At 56.7% G+C, this 15,542-nt stretch carries 19 protein-coding genes; 8 read left to right on the forward strand and 11 right to left on the reverse strand.

The window, feature by feature from the left end; all coding sequences use genetic code 11:
* Positions 1 to 116: 116 nt before the first annotated feature.
* The 3 genes from AC2FNR_RS13555 (at position 117) to AC2FNR_RS13565 (ending at position 2,744) form a co-directional block, all read left to right on the forward strand.
* A complete protein-coding gene (locus AC2FNR_RS13555; RefSeq protein ID WP_170754613.1) occupies positions 117 to 404 on the forward strand; it encodes a hypothetical protein in 288 nt (95 codons plus the stop codon).
* Positions 376 to 1,077, forward strand: a complete 702-nt coding sequence (locus AC2FNR_RS13560; protein ID WP_496849480.1) for a winged helix-turn-helix domain-containing protein — start codon at positions 376 to 378, stop codon at positions 1,075 to 1,077. The genes AC2FNR_RS13555 and AC2FNR_RS13560 overlap by 29 nt, the downstream gene beginning before the upstream one ends.
* 95 nt (positions 1,078 to 1,172) lie before the next feature.
* Positions 1,173 to 2,744, forward strand: coding sequence for a DUF427 domain-containing protein (locus AC2FNR_RS13565; protein WP_496849482.1), 1,572 nt, complete (start codon positions 1,173 to 1,175; stop codon positions 2,742 to 2,744).
* 57 nt (positions 2,745 to 2,801) lie between these two features.
* Here AC2FNR_RS13565 and AC2FNR_RS13570 read toward each other — a convergent pair whose 3' ends face one another.
* The 6 genes from AC2FNR_RS13570 to AC2FNR_RS13595 all read right to left on the reverse strand — a co-directional run bounded on the left by AC2FNR_RS13570 (position 2,802) and on the right by AC2FNR_RS13595 (position 6,488).
* Positions 2,802 to 3,593 carry a DUF1217 domain-containing protein gene (locus AC2FNR_RS13570; RefSeq protein ID WP_496849484.1) on the reverse strand — a complete coding sequence of 264 codons (792 nt, stop codon included), beginning with the start codon at positions 3,591 to 3,593 and terminating at the stop codon, positions 2,802 to 2,804.
* Positions 3,590 to 3,991, reverse strand: coding sequence for a flagellar biosynthesis repressor FlbT (gene flbT, locus AC2FNR_RS13575; protein ID WP_170355418.1), 402 nt, complete (start codon positions 3,989 to 3,991; stop codon positions 3,590 to 3,592). Before flbT ends, AC2FNR_RS13570 begins: the two co-directional genes overlap by 4 nt.
* Complete coding sequence (flaF, locus tag AC2FNR_RS13580) at positions 3,991 to 4,365, reverse strand: flagellar biosynthesis regulator FlaF (RefSeq protein ID WP_496849486.1); 375 nt, start codon at positions 4,363 to 4,365, stop codon at positions 3,991 to 3,993. Before flaF ends, flbT begins: the two co-directional genes overlap by 1 nt.
* A gap of 77 nt (positions 4,366 to 4,442) precedes the next feature.
* A complete protein-coding gene (locus AC2FNR_RS13585) occupies positions 4,443 to 5,654 on the reverse strand; it encodes a flagellin N-terminal helical domain-containing protein (RefSeq protein ID WP_170355420.1) in 1,212 nt (403 codons plus the stop codon).
* A 209-nt stretch (positions 5,655 to 5,863) separates the two neighbouring features.
* Positions 5,864 to 6,223 (reverse strand): flagellar export chaperone FlgN, encoded by a 360-nt coding sequence (locus tag AC2FNR_RS13590; protein WP_170355421.1) that lies wholly within the window; start codon positions 6,221 to 6,223, stop codon positions 5,864 to 5,866.
* Complete coding sequence (locus AC2FNR_RS13595; protein WP_170355422.1) at positions 6,207 to 6,488, reverse strand: rod-binding protein; 282 nt, start codon at positions 6,486 to 6,488, stop codon at positions 6,207 to 6,209. The genes AC2FNR_RS13590 and AC2FNR_RS13595 overlap by 17 nt, the downstream gene beginning before the upstream one ends.
* 111 nt (positions 6,489 to 6,599) lie before the next feature.
* Between AC2FNR_RS13595 and AC2FNR_RS13600 the strand changes: the two genes are divergently transcribed.
* The 4 genes from AC2FNR_RS13600 (at position 6,600) to AC2FNR_RS13615 (ending at position 9,372) form a co-directional block, all read left to right on the forward strand.
* Positions 6,600 to 7,295, forward strand: coding sequence for a hypothetical protein (locus AC2FNR_RS13600; protein ID WP_496849488.1), 696 nt, complete (start codon positions 6,600 to 6,602; stop codon positions 7,293 to 7,295).
* A 71-nt stretch (positions 7,296 to 7,366) separates the two neighbouring features.
* Positions 7,367 to 7,783, forward strand: a complete 417-nt coding sequence (fliK, locus tag AC2FNR_RS13605; protein WP_496849490.1) for a flagellar hook-length control protein FliK — start codon at positions 7,367 to 7,369, stop codon at positions 7,781 to 7,783.
* Positions 7,784 to 7,785: 2 nt separating this feature from the next.
* Entirely contained in the window at positions 7,786 to 8,451 is a 666-nt protein-coding gene (locus AC2FNR_RS13610) for a flagellar hook capping FlgD N-terminal domain-containing protein (RefSeq protein WP_496849491.1), read from the forward strand.
* Between the two features lie 54 nt (positions 8,452 to 8,505).
* A complete protein-coding gene (locus AC2FNR_RS13615; protein WP_496849493.1) occupies positions 8,506 to 9,372 on the forward strand; it encodes a phosphotransferase family protein in 867 nt (288 codons plus the stop codon).
* A 5-nt stretch (positions 9,373 to 9,377) separates the two neighbouring features.
* On the opposite strand, the gene AC2FNR_RS13620 is transcribed toward AC2FNR_RS13615, so the two are convergent.
* The 5 genes from AC2FNR_RS13620 to AC2FNR_RS13640 all read right to left on the reverse strand — a co-directional run bounded on the left by AC2FNR_RS13620 (position 9,378) and on the right by AC2FNR_RS13640 (position 14,664).
* On the reverse strand, positions 9,378 to 10,679 hold the full coding sequence (locus AC2FNR_RS13620) for an NAD(P)/FAD-dependent oxidoreductase (protein WP_496849495.1): 1,302 nt from the start codon (positions 10,677 to 10,679) through the stop codon (positions 9,378 to 9,380).
* Entirely contained in the window at positions 10,676 to 11,494 is an 819-nt protein-coding gene (locus tag AC2FNR_RS13625) for an ABC transporter permease (protein ID WP_170724572.1), read from the reverse strand. The genes AC2FNR_RS13620 and AC2FNR_RS13625 overlap by 4 nt, the downstream gene beginning before the upstream one ends.
* Positions 11,491 to 12,381, reverse strand: coding sequence for an ABC transporter permease subunit (locus AC2FNR_RS13630; RefSeq protein WP_353394120.1), 891 nt, complete (start codon positions 12,379 to 12,381; stop codon positions 11,491 to 11,493). The genes AC2FNR_RS13625 and AC2FNR_RS13630 overlap by 4 nt, the downstream gene beginning before the upstream one ends.
* Positions 12,381 to 13,508 (reverse strand): ABC transporter ATP-binding protein, encoded by a 1,128-nt coding sequence (locus tag AC2FNR_RS13635; RefSeq protein WP_353394122.1) that lies wholly within the window; start codon positions 13,506 to 13,508, stop codon positions 12,381 to 12,383. The genes AC2FNR_RS13630 and AC2FNR_RS13635 overlap by 1 nt, the downstream gene beginning before the upstream one ends.
* Before the next feature lie 70 nt (positions 13,509 to 13,578).
* Positions 13,579 to 14,664 carry a polyamine ABC transporter substrate-binding protein gene (locus AC2FNR_RS13640; protein ID WP_170355429.1) on the reverse strand — a complete coding sequence of 362 codons (1,086 nt, stop codon included), beginning with the start codon at positions 14,662 to 14,664 and terminating at the stop codon, positions 13,579 to 13,581.
* A gap of 140 nt (positions 14,665 to 14,804) precedes the next feature.
* Between AC2FNR_RS13640 and AC2FNR_RS13645 the strand changes: the two genes are divergently transcribed.
* Positions 14,805 to 15,488 carry a GntR family transcriptional regulator gene (locus AC2FNR_RS13645; protein ID WP_170754627.1) on the forward strand — a complete coding sequence of 228 codons (684 nt, stop codon included), beginning with the start codon at positions 14,805 to 14,807 and terminating at the stop codon, positions 15,486 to 15,488.
* The last annotated feature ends 54 nt before the right edge of the window (positions 15,489 to 15,542 follow it).

A 15,542-nucleotide genomic window follows, 5' to 3' on the forward strand; every position in this document is an offset into this window, starting at 1 on the left:
ACAATGAGGACGCCCCCCTCAGACAAGCAATAACGGGCAAATGTTATCGAATATCAGGACACCAAAACCCCTTGGGTTATTGAATATCAGGCCAAGCCATGCGCAGGATGCGGCCTATGAAACAGATCCTATCTTTCTTGGCTGTTCTGGCCCTGATATCGGTCGCAAGCTCGGTGGCAGCGGCGGATTGTTATGCCGATTACAAGGCAAAACAGGACAACCCCCTGCGCCTGCACTACGGGGTGATGCAAGTGTCGGCCTGCGACAAGGGCAAGGCGACCCAAGAAGTGTCGCAACGGCTGCGCGGGTCGGGCTGGACCTTGCTGAACGTGATGTCGGTGTTTGGGCCGGAAGGGCTGGGTAAAAGGAAGGCAAATGCCGGACAATTCTATCTCCGTTACTGAGGCCCGACGATCCGGAGTACGTCTGGTCGGCGCAGGAATTGCAGCAATCGTGTTGATTCTGGTGACGGCCGCCATCTTCCTATTCTGGACTCTGCCCGACGCAAACGCCTTTAACGCCCGCGTCGAACGATTGTTTGTCGAAAGCGATCTGACCGCGCAGACCGAAATCCGGCTGCTCGAGATTCTGGCCCAATCGGGCACGGCGTTTGCGGATACGCTCTCAAGCTATCGGATGGTGATTTTCGTGTTGTTGGTGTTCGCCAGCGCGATGCTGGTCACTGCGCTTGTGTTTCTGGTCATGTTGGTTTTGCTGAACCGGCGCATGGCCCAGATCGAACGTACGGGTATACAAGTTACGTCCCTTTTGGTCAGCCGCGAAGAAAACACTGTTTACCTCAACAACATGGATTTCAAACTGACCCCTGCCGCGATGGAGACCTTGTCTGTTCTGGCTGAATCCCGGCTGGATGACGAGATGCTGTCAGGCGCTCAGATTGAGGCTGTGATTTCAGGCAAGGATGCTGCCGATTGCGACGAGGCCGCGGGCGCGACACGGATCAAACGGTTGCGGGATGCGTTGGGCAATCAGATGGTCAGCGAGTTGCTGGTCAAGAACATCGCCAAAAAAGGGTACATGCTGTCCATCGAGAAAGACGTCATTCAGATGGTTTGATTGCGCGGTTCACGCTCTCGAAAAATGCACCGCGCCCCTTGGAATAACTGCGCAAAAGCCCCATCCTTTAGGAACCTGTGCCAAGGAGGTTACCTATGAACGTCCACGCAGCACCACAGTCCAGTGGCTATGGAATCACTGTCGAACGATTGAATGGCTTGGTCTCGGTATACCGGGGTGACATCCTGCTGGCGCAAAGCGCAGACGCCAAGGTGATGTACGAAACACGGTTGCCGCCGATGATCTATATCCCGCGCCAGGATGTTCTGATCGACCTGAGCGCTGAAACCGATCTGCAAACCTTCTGCCCGTTCAAAGGCACCGCCACCTATCAGGACGTGTTGCTGCCGGGTGAAACCTTGGCAAACTCAGTCTGGGCTTACGAAGATGCCCTGCCTGAAAGCAAGATCATTCAGGGCCATATAGGGTTTGCATCAACCGCTTATGATCGGATGGATTTGGGCGATAACCGGCTCAAGACGCCAGATGACGGCAATATAAGCGGCCCGCTGATCGACTGGTTGATGCGGGGGGCCTCGGACATCAAGACGTCCGAGGAGTTTACCAAGGCGCTGGCAGAAAAGATGCTGGAACACGGGATCGCAATTCAGCGGCTGAGTATTCTTGTCTGGTCACTGCACCCTTTGATCGCAGGCAAACACTACATCTGGGAAAAGGACAAAGACGAGATTTCGACCAATGTGCCGACCTACGAAATCCATGATCATCCCGCTTACATCAACAGCCCACTGCGCCATGTTTCCAATGGGTTGGGCGGTGTACGACAACGCCTGAATGATGAGAACCCGCACAATAGCTTTCCCATTATTGAGGATCTGCGCGCCAAAGGTGCGACCGATTACGTCGCCATGCCGCTGCCGTTTTCTGACGGGCGCACCAATGTCATAACGCTGACCTGCGACCATCCGGATGGCTTCACCACCGAGAATCTGGGGCTGGTATTCGAATGCTCCTCGGTCATCGCGCGGTTCTACGAGGTGTTCATGCAGCGGGAAAACGCGCAGGTCCTTCTGGAAACCTATGTGGGCAAACGCTCGGGCGCGCGAGTGCTGGGCGGTGAAATCCGGCGGGGTGACGGGGACGAGATTGATGCGGCGATCATGTTCTGTGATCTGCGCAACTCGACCAGCCTTGAAGAACGGTTGGGGCGGGAAACCTACATCAGTCTTCTGAATGATTTCTTTGAAACCGTCTCAAACATCGTCCATGAGAACGCAGGTGAAGTCCTGAAATTCATCGGAGACGCGGTTCTGGCTGTCTTCCCCGCCGGGGAAGATGCCCAGTCGGCACGTGACAATGCGCAGAAAACGGCCGTGCAAATAGTCGAAAAGCTGGGCGAGTTGCGTCAATCGGTATCAGAAATTCATTGCGATTGTTCGATCGGCGTGGCCTTTGGGCGCGTGACTTACGGCAATGTCGGGTCGCGTGAACGGCTGGATTTTACAGTGGTCGGCCAAGCCGCCAATGTTGCTGCACGCCTTGGGGAATATGGCAAAACAGTCAATCACCGGATCGTGGTTTCGGCCGATATTGTTCCCGCATGTGCCGACGCTATCCCACTGGGTGATGTTAAGCTTCACAATGTGTCGAAACCGGTCGAGTCCTATGCGCTGCGAACGGCTGCAGACGCCGTCCTGAACGGCTGAAACCACAGTTCCTGTTTGAACGGGTTTCGATTAATCCTGCTGGCGTAACGCCAATGGCTAACCACCCAGCAGGATCAGGGCTGTTTGCGCCGGCGAGATCGTGCTTTGCAGCTGGGAAATCTGACTTCGTGCAAGGTACCTGTCCGTCAATTGGTCGATTGCAGATTCGTCAGTGAACTGGCTCAGATCTTCTGATCCTGTTGCGCGAGACAGCCGGTCTTTGAACACCTCTAACTGTCGGTCCAGGTCGAGTTGCGCAAAACTGGATGGTAAACCAAGCGCTGTTTCCATCATGCTGCGCAACGGAGGCAAACCCATCAGATCAAACCATTTCGTATCCGCGCTTGTGTCTTCCGCCGCGAGATCAGCCAAAGCATGGCGCGCATAGAGCGAAATACGCATCGTATCGTCGCGTTCTCCAACGGTAACTTCGAACCGCGAGACAATATTGTCGCGCGCGATGTCTTCCATCAACGTGACTAGGCCTGTGCGTCGAATTTCACCTGGGCCCAAACCAAAAGCTTCGGAAAACTCTCGGTACCGGCCATCTGCCAGCCGATTGGACAAGGCGTCATCCGCGCTGGTTCCGTCCGACAATATTTTCTGGATGAAGTAGCGATTGTTGATATCACCCTCCAGTCCAAACGCACCCAATGCCACCTGAAGCAACCGTCGGTCTGAAACCAAATCCTCGGCGGTTTGCACTTTGCCAATGTTGTCCAAGAAGTATTGCGACTCTCGCTCATTGACGGCAGACGATGCAAAGCTCTCGATCTGCACGTCATAAGTGCGCTGCAGAAAACGCCAGCCAACAATGCCGCCAGTGGGAATGACCGGCTGGAATGTCATTGCTGATAGGCCATCAACCGTTCCTCACGCGGCAACAGCGCACGCAAGGATTTGAGACATTTGTAATACTGCTCGGTCAGTAGCGCTTCGGTCGCTTCAGCCAGAACCTTGCGACTATCTGCGTCGGTAAACACCTGGCTCAGTTCCTCAACCCGGCGCAACAGCTGTTGGCGGGCGTCTCCCGGCTCCATATCGCCCGACAGGACAAGCTGGGCGGCATAGCAAACACGGCGGACAGGTGTATTGACCTCATCCGGGTGTATTGCATCGCGCAGACGCAACACATTCGCCTGTGGGGTCATGATCGAAAATCGGCTTCGACGATCGCCATTTTCAACGACAACCCCATTGATTAACACTCTCTCTTTCGGGGCGAGTTTTAGAACAAGTCCTCCCATCAGGCAGTCCCCCTCTGACGGAGACCACGCAGTACCGCCATATTGATCTCGAGCAATGGCTCAACACTTGCCTTGTTGCCCAGAATCTGGCTGCTGTGTTGTTCGGTAAACTCGGCCAGATAGAAAATCCGGGCGCGCAGCTCATTTGGTAGCGCGTTGTCGGAATCTGTGACACCACTGGCCAGTACCGTCCACAGGCGGCGGTTTTCGTGCAACGCGTGAACGAATGCCCCAAAATCCGATTTCTGGCGCGCAGCCGCTGCCTTAAGGCGATGTGTGATCTTTGAAATCGCCTCATACTCGGTGTCTCGCGGTGTGCGGGTCGGGGCGGCGGTTTGTGCATACGCACGCTGTGCAAGAGTTTGCGGAGTCACTTGAAATCCTTCCAATAGGCCGTCTGCGGGCGATCAGGGACGGGGCGCGAAACCACGCCCCGTCCAGGTTCCTGAACTTAACGGAACAGCGACAGGATCGACTGTGGTGCCTGATTGGCGATCGACAGCGACTGGGTGGCCAGCTGCTGTTGCACCTGCAGGGCCTGCAGACGGGCCGAGGTCTCTTCCATGTCGGCGTCAACCAGCGAACCGATACCGGATTTGAACGAGTCCGCCAGGTTCGAGATGAACTCTTTCTGGGTTTCGATCCGGCCCTGCGACGAACCGAAGGCCGCCGAGGCATCAATAGCCGTGTCGATCAATGTCTCAATCGTACCCAGAGCGGCGGTGGCACCGGCACCGGTGGACACATCAATCGAAGACAAAGCACCCAGACCACCAGAACCAGCATTGGCGAACTGACCACTGACAGTCAGGTCATTGCCACCGGCATTGGTGAAATCGAGTGTACCTGGTGTGCCGCTGTCATAATCCACGGTCAAACCGGCGATACCCAACTCGTCAACTTTGCCTTTCAAAGCAATGGCAACGATGTCAGCCGTTGTTGTCGCTGCAGCATCATCAGCGGTCACGGTATAGGACACGGTCTTGTCGCCAACAGTAAGGCTAACGCTGTCTCCGGCTGCAAAGGCGGTGGCGTTTTCGGCGATTTCAATCTGTTCGTTACCGCCACCATTATCCAGCGCGATCGCGACAGTGTCACCGTTGGCCGAGGCACCCGCTGAGCTGCCCGAGAAAATGTCATTGGCCGTATAACCCCCAACCGACAGATCCTGCCCCGTGACGGTAATGGAAGAAGCCGTAACAGCGCCCGTCGCGTCACGATCCAGCGAAGCCAGAATAGAAGCTGAACCCGCCGACCCGTTAACCAGGTTAAGCCCGTTGAACTGGGCCGCTCCGACAACAGCGGTGATCTGATCGCGCAGCGCGGTCACGTCGTCGTTGATCTTGCCGCGATCCACGTTGTCTTCCTGCGCCGCGACGATCTTACCTTTCATCTGGTTCAGCAGGTCAGTCACGGTTTCCGATGCGTTCCGCGCCACCGCGACAGTTGACTCACCCAAGGCGAGGCTGTCTTTGATCGCGTTGAACCCTTTGACGTCGGATTCCATGACTTTCGAGATTGCCCACACAGCCGAGTTGTCCTTGGCCGTAGCAACATCTTTACCGGTCGAGATCGCGTTCTGGGTCATCGCCAGGTTCTTGTTAACCGATTTCAGGGTCTGCAGCGCAACCATTGCGCCATTGTTGGTCAGAATGCTGGACATAGCTTCTTCCTTTTTTCGTATGGGCCCTTTGCGCCCGTGCTAACCCCGCACCACATGCGGGCTTTAACGTCTTTCTGATCATTGCGATCCGCCGTCGGGCTGTTCGCGCCACCTGCTGTTTCAGATGCCCGACCACCTTTGCCGCCGATCCCCTAACGGAGTGCTAAAACCCAAACGCGGAAAAATTCGGATTTGAATCAAACCGACATCTATGCCCGTTTTTCCAGTTTCGGGTGACTACGGACCGCGAAGCCGTTGCGTTGCCCATCAGCCCCGTAAGTGCTGAATTCCTGACGCACCCGGCGCAGTTCGGCCATGCGCGCGGCCACAGCGCGAATCCCATCCGCCGCGCTGTTCAGCAGTGCCTGGTTCCGCTCGACCTTTTTTTGCACGCGAATCAAATCCTCGCTGTCGAACACATCCAGTTCGTTGATCGCCCCAATCAGTTTTTCCTTTGCAGGGACCATATGATTAAGGCGATCCAGATCACCTTCGATCAGAGCAGAGCGCTCCAGATCCAAAACCTCTTCAAGAGACTGCACCAGATCAGGTTCAGATTTTGTCGGCATTGGTTTTCTCCATCATGGACCGCAAAAGAATTTCTGAAAGGCCAACGCCACCGGATTCGGCCAACTGGCGTGCTTGGTGCTGAACAAGAAAAGATGAGAACTGGTCTTCGCCCGCACCGCCACCAAAGGCTTTGCGCGCTTCACCCAACCCTGCCGACTTGAGCATTTCCGAAAGAAACGCTGCCTCAATCTCGACCGCGGCAGAGCGCAGCCTGTCGGATGTGGTGGGTGTTTGATGCGTAGGTAAGGTCGCAGAGATCTGCATTGTTTTCTCCGAAATTTACGTCGAACTTTCTTGATCAAAGGCGAAAGCGGTTAAAATAAACGTAACTTCCTGCAGGCAGATTTCGGGTCACACAACCGGAGTCGGAGCAAAATGCCCAACCCTCTTACAGCGGCGATGTCAGCGCCGACCACCCATGCAAAAGGCAACCAGAACGCGCAGGAACAGCCTGAACAGAAAGAGGCGGGTTCGTTTCAATCCGTTCTGGACGAGCAAACAGAAACGACCACCGGTGATGCCGAAACGCCGGATGTTCCGACGCCAGAGGCTGAGGCGGTACAACATGAGCTGCCCATCAGCGACGAACCTACAGATGCCGAGCCTTTGCCAAGTGACCAACCAACCTCGTTGGCCAATGGCAATCCTGAGGTCCAACCAGATCGCGCCATTCTAGATTTTGGGAATGCACTAGCGCCGGAAAAACCGGCGGTCAGGGGCGAGGCGGCGGCTGCCATCATCGTCAAGTCGGATAAACCAACCCAACATTCCGGCCGTGTCGCGTCTGATCTGCCGCATGTTTCACCGACCAAGACTCCCGTGCCCGTAGCGCCTGACGTTAATCGGGCGGTGAATTCGACATCACTGGCCCAAGCAACTCAAACGTCGAAGCCGCCTACACCGGTTCTGTCAGAAAATGCAGCCGATCCGAATCTGGTCGAGCCAGTTCAGGACGCTCCGGCCGCGCAGCCACGCACGCCAATCAATACAGCGACCAGCCTTGTTCAAATGCAGATCATGGCGACAGAAAAAACCCTGTTGTCCCCGACGTTACCAACACACCCGAATTAGACGAAATCTCGGCTTTCAAAGATGTATCACCCACATCCTCAGCCCGCGATACGTTGGCGGCCGCGCAAGCTTTGACCGCATCTGCTCGCGCCGAGACGGCCCGCGCCGTCGCGGGTCAAATGGCTGCGGCAATCCACGCGCGACCGCAATCAGGTATGATCGAGATCGCTCTTAACCCCGAAGAACTGGGGCGTGTTTCGATCGTCATGAATGGCCGTGACGATGGGCTGCATCTGACGATCGCCACCGAACGCCCCGAAACACTGGACATGATGCGGCGGCACATCTCGTTGCTGGAGGCCGAGTTCAAGTCCCTTGGACTGGGGGATTTGTCTTTCGATCTCGGGACTTCGTCTGACACGGGATCGGACGAACAGAACGATGCGCACACTGCGGCATCAGAACCCGAACACGCGACCCAAGCGCAACCAGACCCTTCGGCCCGACCAATAATTGGCACCCTAGGGCGCATCGACATAAGGCTTTAACAATGATCACTCCTATTCAATCTGCAACTCAACCCGGTAACACGGCACAGACCACCGCACCTTCGGTTTCATCCGGGTTGGCCTCGGATTTTGAAACCTTCTTGCTGATGCTTACGGCTCAAGCAAAGAATCAGGACCCTCTTGAGCCGTTGGACTCGACGGAATACGCCTCGCAACTGGCGCAGTTTTCGATGGTCGAGCAACAGGTCCAGACCAACGACCTTCTGACCGGTCTGGCCTTGTCGATGGGCAACGTGGATATGGGCGAGCTTGCCAGCTGGGTCGGGATGGAAGTCCGGTCACCGGCCGCGTTCCGCTTTGATGGCCAGCCCGTTACTTTGCTTGCGCAGGCCAGCGCGGCGGCGGACAGCGCCGTCATGGTCATCCGCGACAAGGACGGGGCAGTGATCGACCGCATCCCCGTTCCGACCGATCAGGCAGAGTTCGAATGGGCAGGCACAGACGGTATCGGCACGCCCCTGCCAACCGGCTCTTATTCGGCCACTTTGGAAAGCTATGACGGCGAAGAGCTTGTGTCACAGCAGCTGGCCGCGGTCTACAACCGGGTGGTGGAAGCACAAATTGGAGAGGGTGCTGTCCTTCTGACCTTGGAAAGCGGGGAGGTTGTGCCGGTTGGAGACGTGACTGCAGTCAGAGCGGGCGCTTGATCTAAGAGGCGAGACAGGCCAAAGGTTTGCAACCCTCGACTCGTTTTTCAAACGGTGATCCCGCTGCCTGACCAGACGCCTCCTCCACAAGACCTTGTCAACCGGCTGCGCGACGCCGGGCTTATCGGAGCGGGTGCGCAGTTTCGCACCTTGTATGGCGGGCGCACCAATCAGGTGTGGAAAGTGCTCGGCGGAGATGGTGACAAAGTCCTAAAGCTCTACCGTGCCAATCGGTGCAATCCCCTGTTTCGCAATGATCCCGAACTTGAGGCGCGGTGTCTGCGCGCATTGGAACAGACCGGTTTTGTGCCGCGTTTGCGAACCACCGGGACGCATGGGCAGGGTCATTGGGTATTCTACGACCATGCGCCGGGATCGCCCTGGTCGACCGGGCCAGAGGCTGTCGGTGCATTACTGCGCGATTTGCACGACCTTAAAATCCCGGTTCAGGCCCCAGCCGGGTGCAACGGAAGCGCCGATTTGGAGGCTCACACGCTAAACATTCTGAGCGGGTGCGAGTCCGCGATGAAGGCCCGCTTCAACCGAATGCGCCCGACGACATCGGTTCCGCCGTCTCACCAAACCTGCTTGATCCATGGAGATCCGGTGGCCGGCAATATTCTGGTCGACGGTTCGGCATTGACTTTGATCGACTGGCAATGCCCCGCACAGGGCGACCCCTGCGAAGACCTTGCCATGTTCCTGTCGCCTGCCATGCAGCAAGTCTATCGCGGCGCGCCCCTGACCTCCGATGAGGAAAACGCCTTTTTGGCGGCCTATAATCACCCGGCCACAACGTCACGCTATCTTGCGTTGCGTCCCTGGTATGCCTGGCGCATGGCGGCCTATTGCCTGTGGCGTATCGAGCGCGGGGCCGAAGACTATGCAAAGGGTCTGGAACTGGAACTCGAGTCACTGTGACCGGGTCACATGTCCGCAAGCCCCATCATCCAATAGGCGGGCGGCATCAGTGCCCTCCGCCAGGGCCCCAGCGGAAACCGGGTAGGAGTGCGCGTCATCGGAGTGGGAAGCTGCGGGCCTTGACCAATGGCCAACTGGGCAAGTGCGCGCCCGCAATAAGTCCCCATTGCGACGCCGTTGCCGTGGAACGCAAACCCTGCAAACATGCCAGGCTGGCCCGAAACTGGCCCCACATAGGGCGTTAACCCCCGTGTCAAACACACCATTCCCGACCAGATATTGGTGATATCCACTGCGCTCCATTCCGGGAACGTCTGTGTGAAGTCACGTTGAACCTTATGGCGAATCGCGGCCTCAGCTCGGGGTGAGGATCGCAGCCCGCCGCGCATTCCAAACAGGAACCGCCGGTCGGGCATCAGCCGGAAATAATGCAGCAGGTGCCGCGTGTCATAAGACATCTGATCCGTGGTCCAGCCTTGCGCCGCCAACTCGAGATTGGTTAAGGGACGAGTCACCAGTACCGTGGACTGGGCGGGCATGTAGCGCCCGGACATCCAGTTCGGCACATCCTCGCTGGAATACCCATTGGTGCAAATCAGGACATTTGATGCACGCACTTTCCCTACAGGTGTTGTGACCTCAAAACCCTGAGCGATCTTTTGCAGTGTCTGAACGGCGCTTTTCTGAAACAGTTTTGCACCATTTCGCTGCGCCGCTTCGGCCAGTCCGAACAAGTATTTCCGGGGATTCAGGCCAAATCCCACAGGGTTCGTATACCCGCCATGAAACGCGCCACCAAAACCGAGACCGGGCAAGTCCTTGGCTTCGTGCAAAACTCCGGTCGAATCCGCACCTTTCCTAAGGGCTGACATGGCCCGCGCATTGTGCGCCAGCTGGGTTTCTCCTTTCGAATGGATATCCGCCTCAATCCGATGGTTCCTTAGGAGACCAGCCACGAGATGAACGGCGTCCGCTTCGGCTTGTCCGTATTCACGCGCAGCAGAAGCTCCGAACCTGCGGGACATTGCCTTCGGGCTGAGTTTTGAACCACCCAGACAGCAGAACCCACCGTTTCGCCCGGACGCGCCCCAGCCGGGCGTCTCGGCCTCAAGCACAGCAACAGACGTACCCGCTTGCGCCAAATGTAGCGCCGCGGAAAGGCCCGTGAACCCACCACCCACAACCGCGACATCAACCGTCAGGTCTCCTTTCATTTCCGGCCAATTCAGGCTGGGAATGGTTTCATCCCACCAGCAACCTTCCCGGGGTCCGGGGCCATAAGTGTAGTCCGGGAACAGCCGTTTCATTCGGTACGCGCCGCGGCCATTTCATCCTGCTTTTGTCGCATCATGGCGCGTTTTGTCACCAGCGACGCGGTAATGACGCCCACTGTCACGACGGCGATCATCAACGTTGACAGCGCGTTGATCTCGGGGCTGACACCCAGCCTGACTGCCGAGAAGATCTTGATCGGCAGGGTTGTGGCCGACGGCCCCGAGGTAAAGGACGCAATCACCAGATCATCCAGCGACAGGGTAAAGGCCAGCAACCAGCCGGAAATCACGGCAGGCGCAATGATCGGCAGTGTCACTAGGCGAAACGCTTGCGCGGGCGAACAACCCAGGTCCAGAGCAGCCTCTTCCAGCGACTGATCGAACGTGACCAAGCGCGACGAGACAACGACCGATACGAAACACATCGAAAAGGTCGTATGCGCCAGAACGATGGTCAGGATACCGCGATCCAGCCCGATGCCTATGAACAATAGCAGCAATGACAGGCCGGTGATCACTTCGGGCATCACCAGCGGGGCGTAGATCATACCGGAGAACAGCGTTCGACCGAAGAAACGCCCCCCGCGCACCAGCACATAGGCGGCGGCGGTGCCCAGAATGGTCGCCAGCGTAGACGAGAACACAGCCACCCGGACTGTCACCCATGCCGCATCAAGAAACGCCTCGTTCTGGACCAGCTCACCATACCATTTGGTCGAGAAGCCAGCCCAAACGGTGACCAGCTTGCTTTCGTTAAAGGAAAAGATGATCAGGATGATCATCGGGATATAGAGGAACGCAAATCCCAGCGTCAGCGAGACCGCGTTGAACCAGCTTAGCCTGTTCATTGCTCGGCCTCCGTCTGTTTCTGCTGGTTTCGCTGGAACAGCACGATTGGGATCACAAGGATCAGCAGAAGCACTACCGCCACGGCGCTCGCCACCGGCCAGTCGCGATTCGAGAAGAACTCCTCCCACAAAACCTTGCCAATCATCAACGTGCCTGACCCGCCCAGAAGCGAGGGGATGACGAATTCGCCAATCACCGGGATCATCACAAGGAAACAGCCTGCTATGATACCGGGGCGCGACAGCGGGATTGTCACAAGCCAAAAGGCTTGAACCCGCGAACAACCAAGGTCTTCGGCGGCCTCGATCAGGGATTCGTCCATCCGTTCCAGCGCCGAATAGATCGGCAGGATCATAAACGGCAGATAGGTGTAGACAATGCCGATATAGACCGCAGTGTTGGTGTTCAGAATGGTCAGCGGGGTCGAGATCAGCCCTGTCCAAAGCAGCAACTGGTTCAGATAGCCTTCGTTCGACAGGATGCCCATCCACGCATAGACGCGGATCAGGAACGAGGTCCAGAAGGGAAGGATCACGAGCATCATCAGCGTCGGCCGCCATTCAACCGGCGCGCGGGCCATGCCATAAGCGATGGGATAGCCAACCAGCAGCGTGAAAAACGTGGAAATCACCGCGATTTTGACGCTAGAGAGGTAGGCTTTCCAATACAGGTCATCCTCGGTCAGCCAGACGAAGTTTTCGAAATCCAATTGGCTGAAGAACTCTTTGATTCCTGACCAGCCCTGCGAGAAGTCCAGCGTTGGCGTGTAAGGCGGGATCGCCAGTTCGATATCCGACAGCGAGATTTTCAGGACTATAAAAAACGGCACCAGAAACAGCGCCAGCAGCCAGACATATGGGACGGCGATCAGAAAGGCGCGGCGCATCAGTCGGCCAGCAGAACCGCAGCCGTTGCTGTCCAGGACAGCCAGACCGGGTCTTCCCAGGTAAAGGACCGACGCGAGATACGGCGGGTATTGGCCGTCTGCGCCTTGATGATCGTGCCGTTGGGCAATTCGACGTGATAGGTGGACAGGTTACCGAGATAGGCGATGTCATGGACCTTGCCCTGCACCGCATTGATCGCGTCCGCCGGGCGGTCGGCCGAGATAGTTACCTTCTCGGGGCGGATCGCCAGATGACAGGCCTGCCCCTGCGCGAACCCATTGGCCGAGGTCGCGGTCAACGGGGCCTGCCCTTCGGCCCAATCGATCTGATATGTGTCTTCGCCATTGGCGGTGGCGCGGCCTTCGATGATATTTACGTCGCCAATAAAGTCGGCGACATAGACCGAGTTGGGGTTCTCATAAATCCGGTCCGGCGTGGCGACCTGCATCAGCTGTCCCTGATCCATCACGGCCACGCGGCTGGCCACGGTCATAGCTTCCTCCTGATCGTGGGTCACGATGACAAAGGTGGTGCCGGTCTTTTCCTGAATATCCATAAGTTCGAACTGCGTGTCCTGCCGCAGCTTCTTGTCCAGCGCGCCCAACGGTTCGTCCAGCAGCAATAGTTTTGGCGCTTTCGCCAAAGACCGCGCTAAAGCGACCCGCTGCCGCTGCCCGCCCGAGATCTGGTGCGGTTTACGACGAGCGAATTGCGTCAGCCGGGTCAGGCGCAGCATTTCTTCGACTCTGTCCTCAAGGTCGCGTTTGGGCATGTTGTCCCGGCGCAGGCCAAAGGCGATGTTTTCCCAGATGCTTAAGTGCGGAAACAGGGCGTAAGACTGGAACATCATGTTTACCGCCCGCTTATTCGGCGGGATCGGGTCGATATCCTGACCGCCCAACATGATGTGGCCCTCGGTGGGTGTTTCGAACCCCGCCAACATCCGCATCATCGTGGTTTTGCCGCAGCCCGATGGCCCCAGCAGAGCGAAAAATTCTTTCTCGAAAATATCCAAAGACAGGTTGTCGATTGCCGTAAAGTCTCCAAACCGCTTGGTGACATTCTGGAATTGGATCAAGGGTTTCGCCTGTGGGTCTTCCCACGGCGCAAAGACGTCAGAGTTCACTACAGCCCCCGTTCGGCAATCTTGAGAAAAACGGCAGGGCGGGAAACCCGCCCTGCCTTAGGAAATCGGATCAGGTACCCGATTTGATCTTGGTCCACAGACGGGTCACAACCCGCTGCGTTTTTGCCGGGTAGGGCGTGGTGATGTAGAGATTCTGCATCGTCGCGTCGTCCGGGTAGATCGCCGGATCGCCGATCACGTCTTCCTCAAGGAACTCTTGCGAGGCTTTGTTACCGTTGGCGTAATAAACATAGTTCGACGCCGCAGCCATGTTGTTGGCATCCAGAATGAAGTTCAGGAACTTGTGCGCGCCTTCTGGGTTTGGAGCATCTGCCGGGATGGCCATCTGGTCAAACCACATCAGCGAGCCTTCAGCGAACGGATGGTATTCTATCTCGACCCCGTTATCGGCCTCGGCCGCACGGTCGCGGGCCTGTAGAATGTCACCTGACCAACCCACGGCCACGCAGATATCACCATTGGCCAGAGCGTTGATGTATTCCGAGCTATGGAACTTCTGGATATGCGGACGCACGCTGGTCAGAACTTCTTCGACCTTCTGGATGACGTCCGGATCGTGGCTGTCCGGATCTTCGCCCAGATATTGCAACGTCATGGGGATCATCTCGGCAGGCGCATCCAGGAAATGCACACCGCACCCGGCGAGCTTCTCCATGTTTTCCGGGTTCAGCACCAACTCCATGCTATTCAGCGCGACGTCATCGCCCAGCGCCTCTTTGACCTTACCAACATTGACGCCGATCCCCGTGGTTCCCCACATGTAGTTGATCGAGAAGGCGTTGTCGGGGTCGTATCCTGCGGTCCGTTCCTGAATGACGTCCCAAAGATTCCCCGAGTTATCCAGCTTGGAAGTATCTAGTTGCTGGAAAGCCCCCGCTTGAATCTGGCGCTGAAGGAACGTGCCGGACGGAACCACCACATCATAGCCAGACCCACCGGCCAGCATCTTGGTTTCCAGAACCTCGTTGCTGTCGAACACGTCGTAGATCAGCGTCAGACCGGTTTCTTCCTCGAACTTCTGTAAAAGGTCTTCGTCGATATAATCCGACCAGTTGTAGACACGCACTTCTTCAGCGAAGGCCGCCGAAGTCCCCAATGCGATGACCGCTGTCAGTGTCAGCGTTTTGATTGACATTTTATTCTCCCTGCAAGTGTGCGGGTATTTTCCCGTTTTTTTGGATTTGATCAAGTTTTGCGTTTTTCCCCGATCCGTCGTATGGTTTCACGAGGTCAGGCACCTGGCAAGTCAACACAATCGCAAACAGGGCAAACCAATTGGATTTGATCAAAAATAAGGCACCGAGGCCAGTGGCCGATGATCAGAAACGACCTGCCCACGAGCAGGTCTATCAGACGCTGCGCGCCCAGATCATGTATGGCGATCTGGTCCCCGGACAGCCTGTCACCATTCAAGGGCTGACTGATTCGCTGGACGTTGGCATGACCCCTGTTCGCGAAGCGATTCGCAGGCTGATCTCTGACGGAGCACTTATGTTTCAGGGCAATCGCCGGGTCAGCGTACCTTTGCTGAAACATAGCGATGTTCAGCAGATGATTTTCGCTAGAATTTCAATAGAATCAGAGCTTTCCAGACGCGCGACAACCAACATGAGCGCTGTAGAAATAGATCACCTGGCTCAGATCGATAAACAGTTGGACCGTACCATCGCCGACGGCGACGTCGGCGGATATCTGCGCCTCAACCACCTGTTTCATGAAACGCTCTATTCCTACGCAGACGCTCCGATTCTCAACGATTTGGCGGAACGGTTATGGCTGCGGTTCGGCCCTTCACTGCGTGTCGTTTGCGGTCGTTTCGGAACCCAAAGCCTGCCCGACCGCCACAAAGATATCATAACGGCGCTCCGCCGTAAGGACCCCGACAGGGTCGCGAAAGCCACCGCGCAGGACATCGAACAGGGAATGGAGCTGATGGCAGGTGCCTTGTCATCTACCTAGATAAATGCGATTCGATTGACAGAAAAAAATTTGATCATATTGTGACCGCTAATC

The sequence above is a fragment of the Ruegeria sp. SATB045 genome, assembly GCF_059613525.1.

What these genes read in the sequence shown, in the direction of transcription:
- AC2FNR_RS13630 (WP_353394120.1), bottom strand. Translation starts at nt 12,381, where the DNA reads ATGCGCCGCGCCTTTCTGATCGCCGTCCCATATGTCTGGCTGCTGGCG.
- AC2FNR_RS13595 (WP_170355422.1), bottom strand. Translation starts at nt 6,488, where the DNA reads ATGCAGATCTCTGCGACCTTACCTACGCATCAAACACCCACCACATCC.
- AC2FNR_RS13625 (WP_170724572.1), bottom strand. Translation starts at nt 11,494, where the DNA reads ATGAACAGGCTAAGCTGGTTCAACGCGGTCTCGCTGACGCTGGGATTT.
- AC2FNR_RS13560 (WP_496849480.1), top strand. Translation starts at nt 376, where the DNA reads ATGCCGGACAATTCTATCTCCGTTACTGAGGCCCGACGATCCGGAGTA.
- flbT (WP_170355418.1), bottom strand. Translation starts at nt 3,991, where the DNA reads ATGGGAGGACTTGTTCTAAAACTCGCCCCGAAAGAGAGAGTGTTAATC.
- AC2FNR_RS13640 (WP_170355429.1), bottom strand. Translation starts at nt 14,664, where the DNA reads ATGTCAATCAAAACGCTGACACTGACAGCGGTCATCGCATTGGGGACT.
- AC2FNR_RS13620 (WP_496849495.1), bottom strand. Translation starts at nt 10,679, where the DNA reads ATGAAACGGCTGTTCCCGGACTACACTTATGGCCCCGGACCCCGGGAA.
- AC2FNR_RS13555 (WP_170754613.1), top strand. Translation starts at nt 117, where the DNA reads ATGAAACAGATCCTATCTTTCTTGGCTGTTCTGGCCCTGATATCGGTC.
- AC2FNR_RS13565 (WP_496849482.1), top strand. Translation starts at nt 1,173, where the DNA reads ATGAACGTCCACGCAGCACCACAGTCCAGTGGCTATGGAATCACTGTC.
- AC2FNR_RS13585 (WP_170355420.1), bottom strand. Translation starts at nt 5,654, where the DNA reads ATGTCCAGCATTCTGACCAACAATGGCGCAATGGTTGCGCTGCAGACC.
- AC2FNR_RS13570 (WP_496849484.1), bottom strand. Translation starts at nt 3,593, where the DNA reads ATGACATTCCAGCCGGTCATTCCCACTGGCGGCATTGTTGGCTGGCGT.
- AC2FNR_RS13600 (WP_496849488.1), top strand. Translation starts at nt 6,600, where the DNA reads ATGCCCAACCCTCTTACAGCGGCGATGTCAGCGCCGACCACCCATGCA.
- AC2FNR_RS13590 (WP_170355421.1), bottom strand. Translation starts at nt 6,223, where the DNA reads ATGCCGACAAAATCTGAACCTGATCTGGTGCAGTCTCTTGAAGAGGTT.
- AC2FNR_RS13610 (WP_496849491.1), top strand. Translation starts at nt 7,786, where the DNA reads ATGATCACTCCTATTCAATCTGCAACTCAACCCGGTAACACGGCACAG.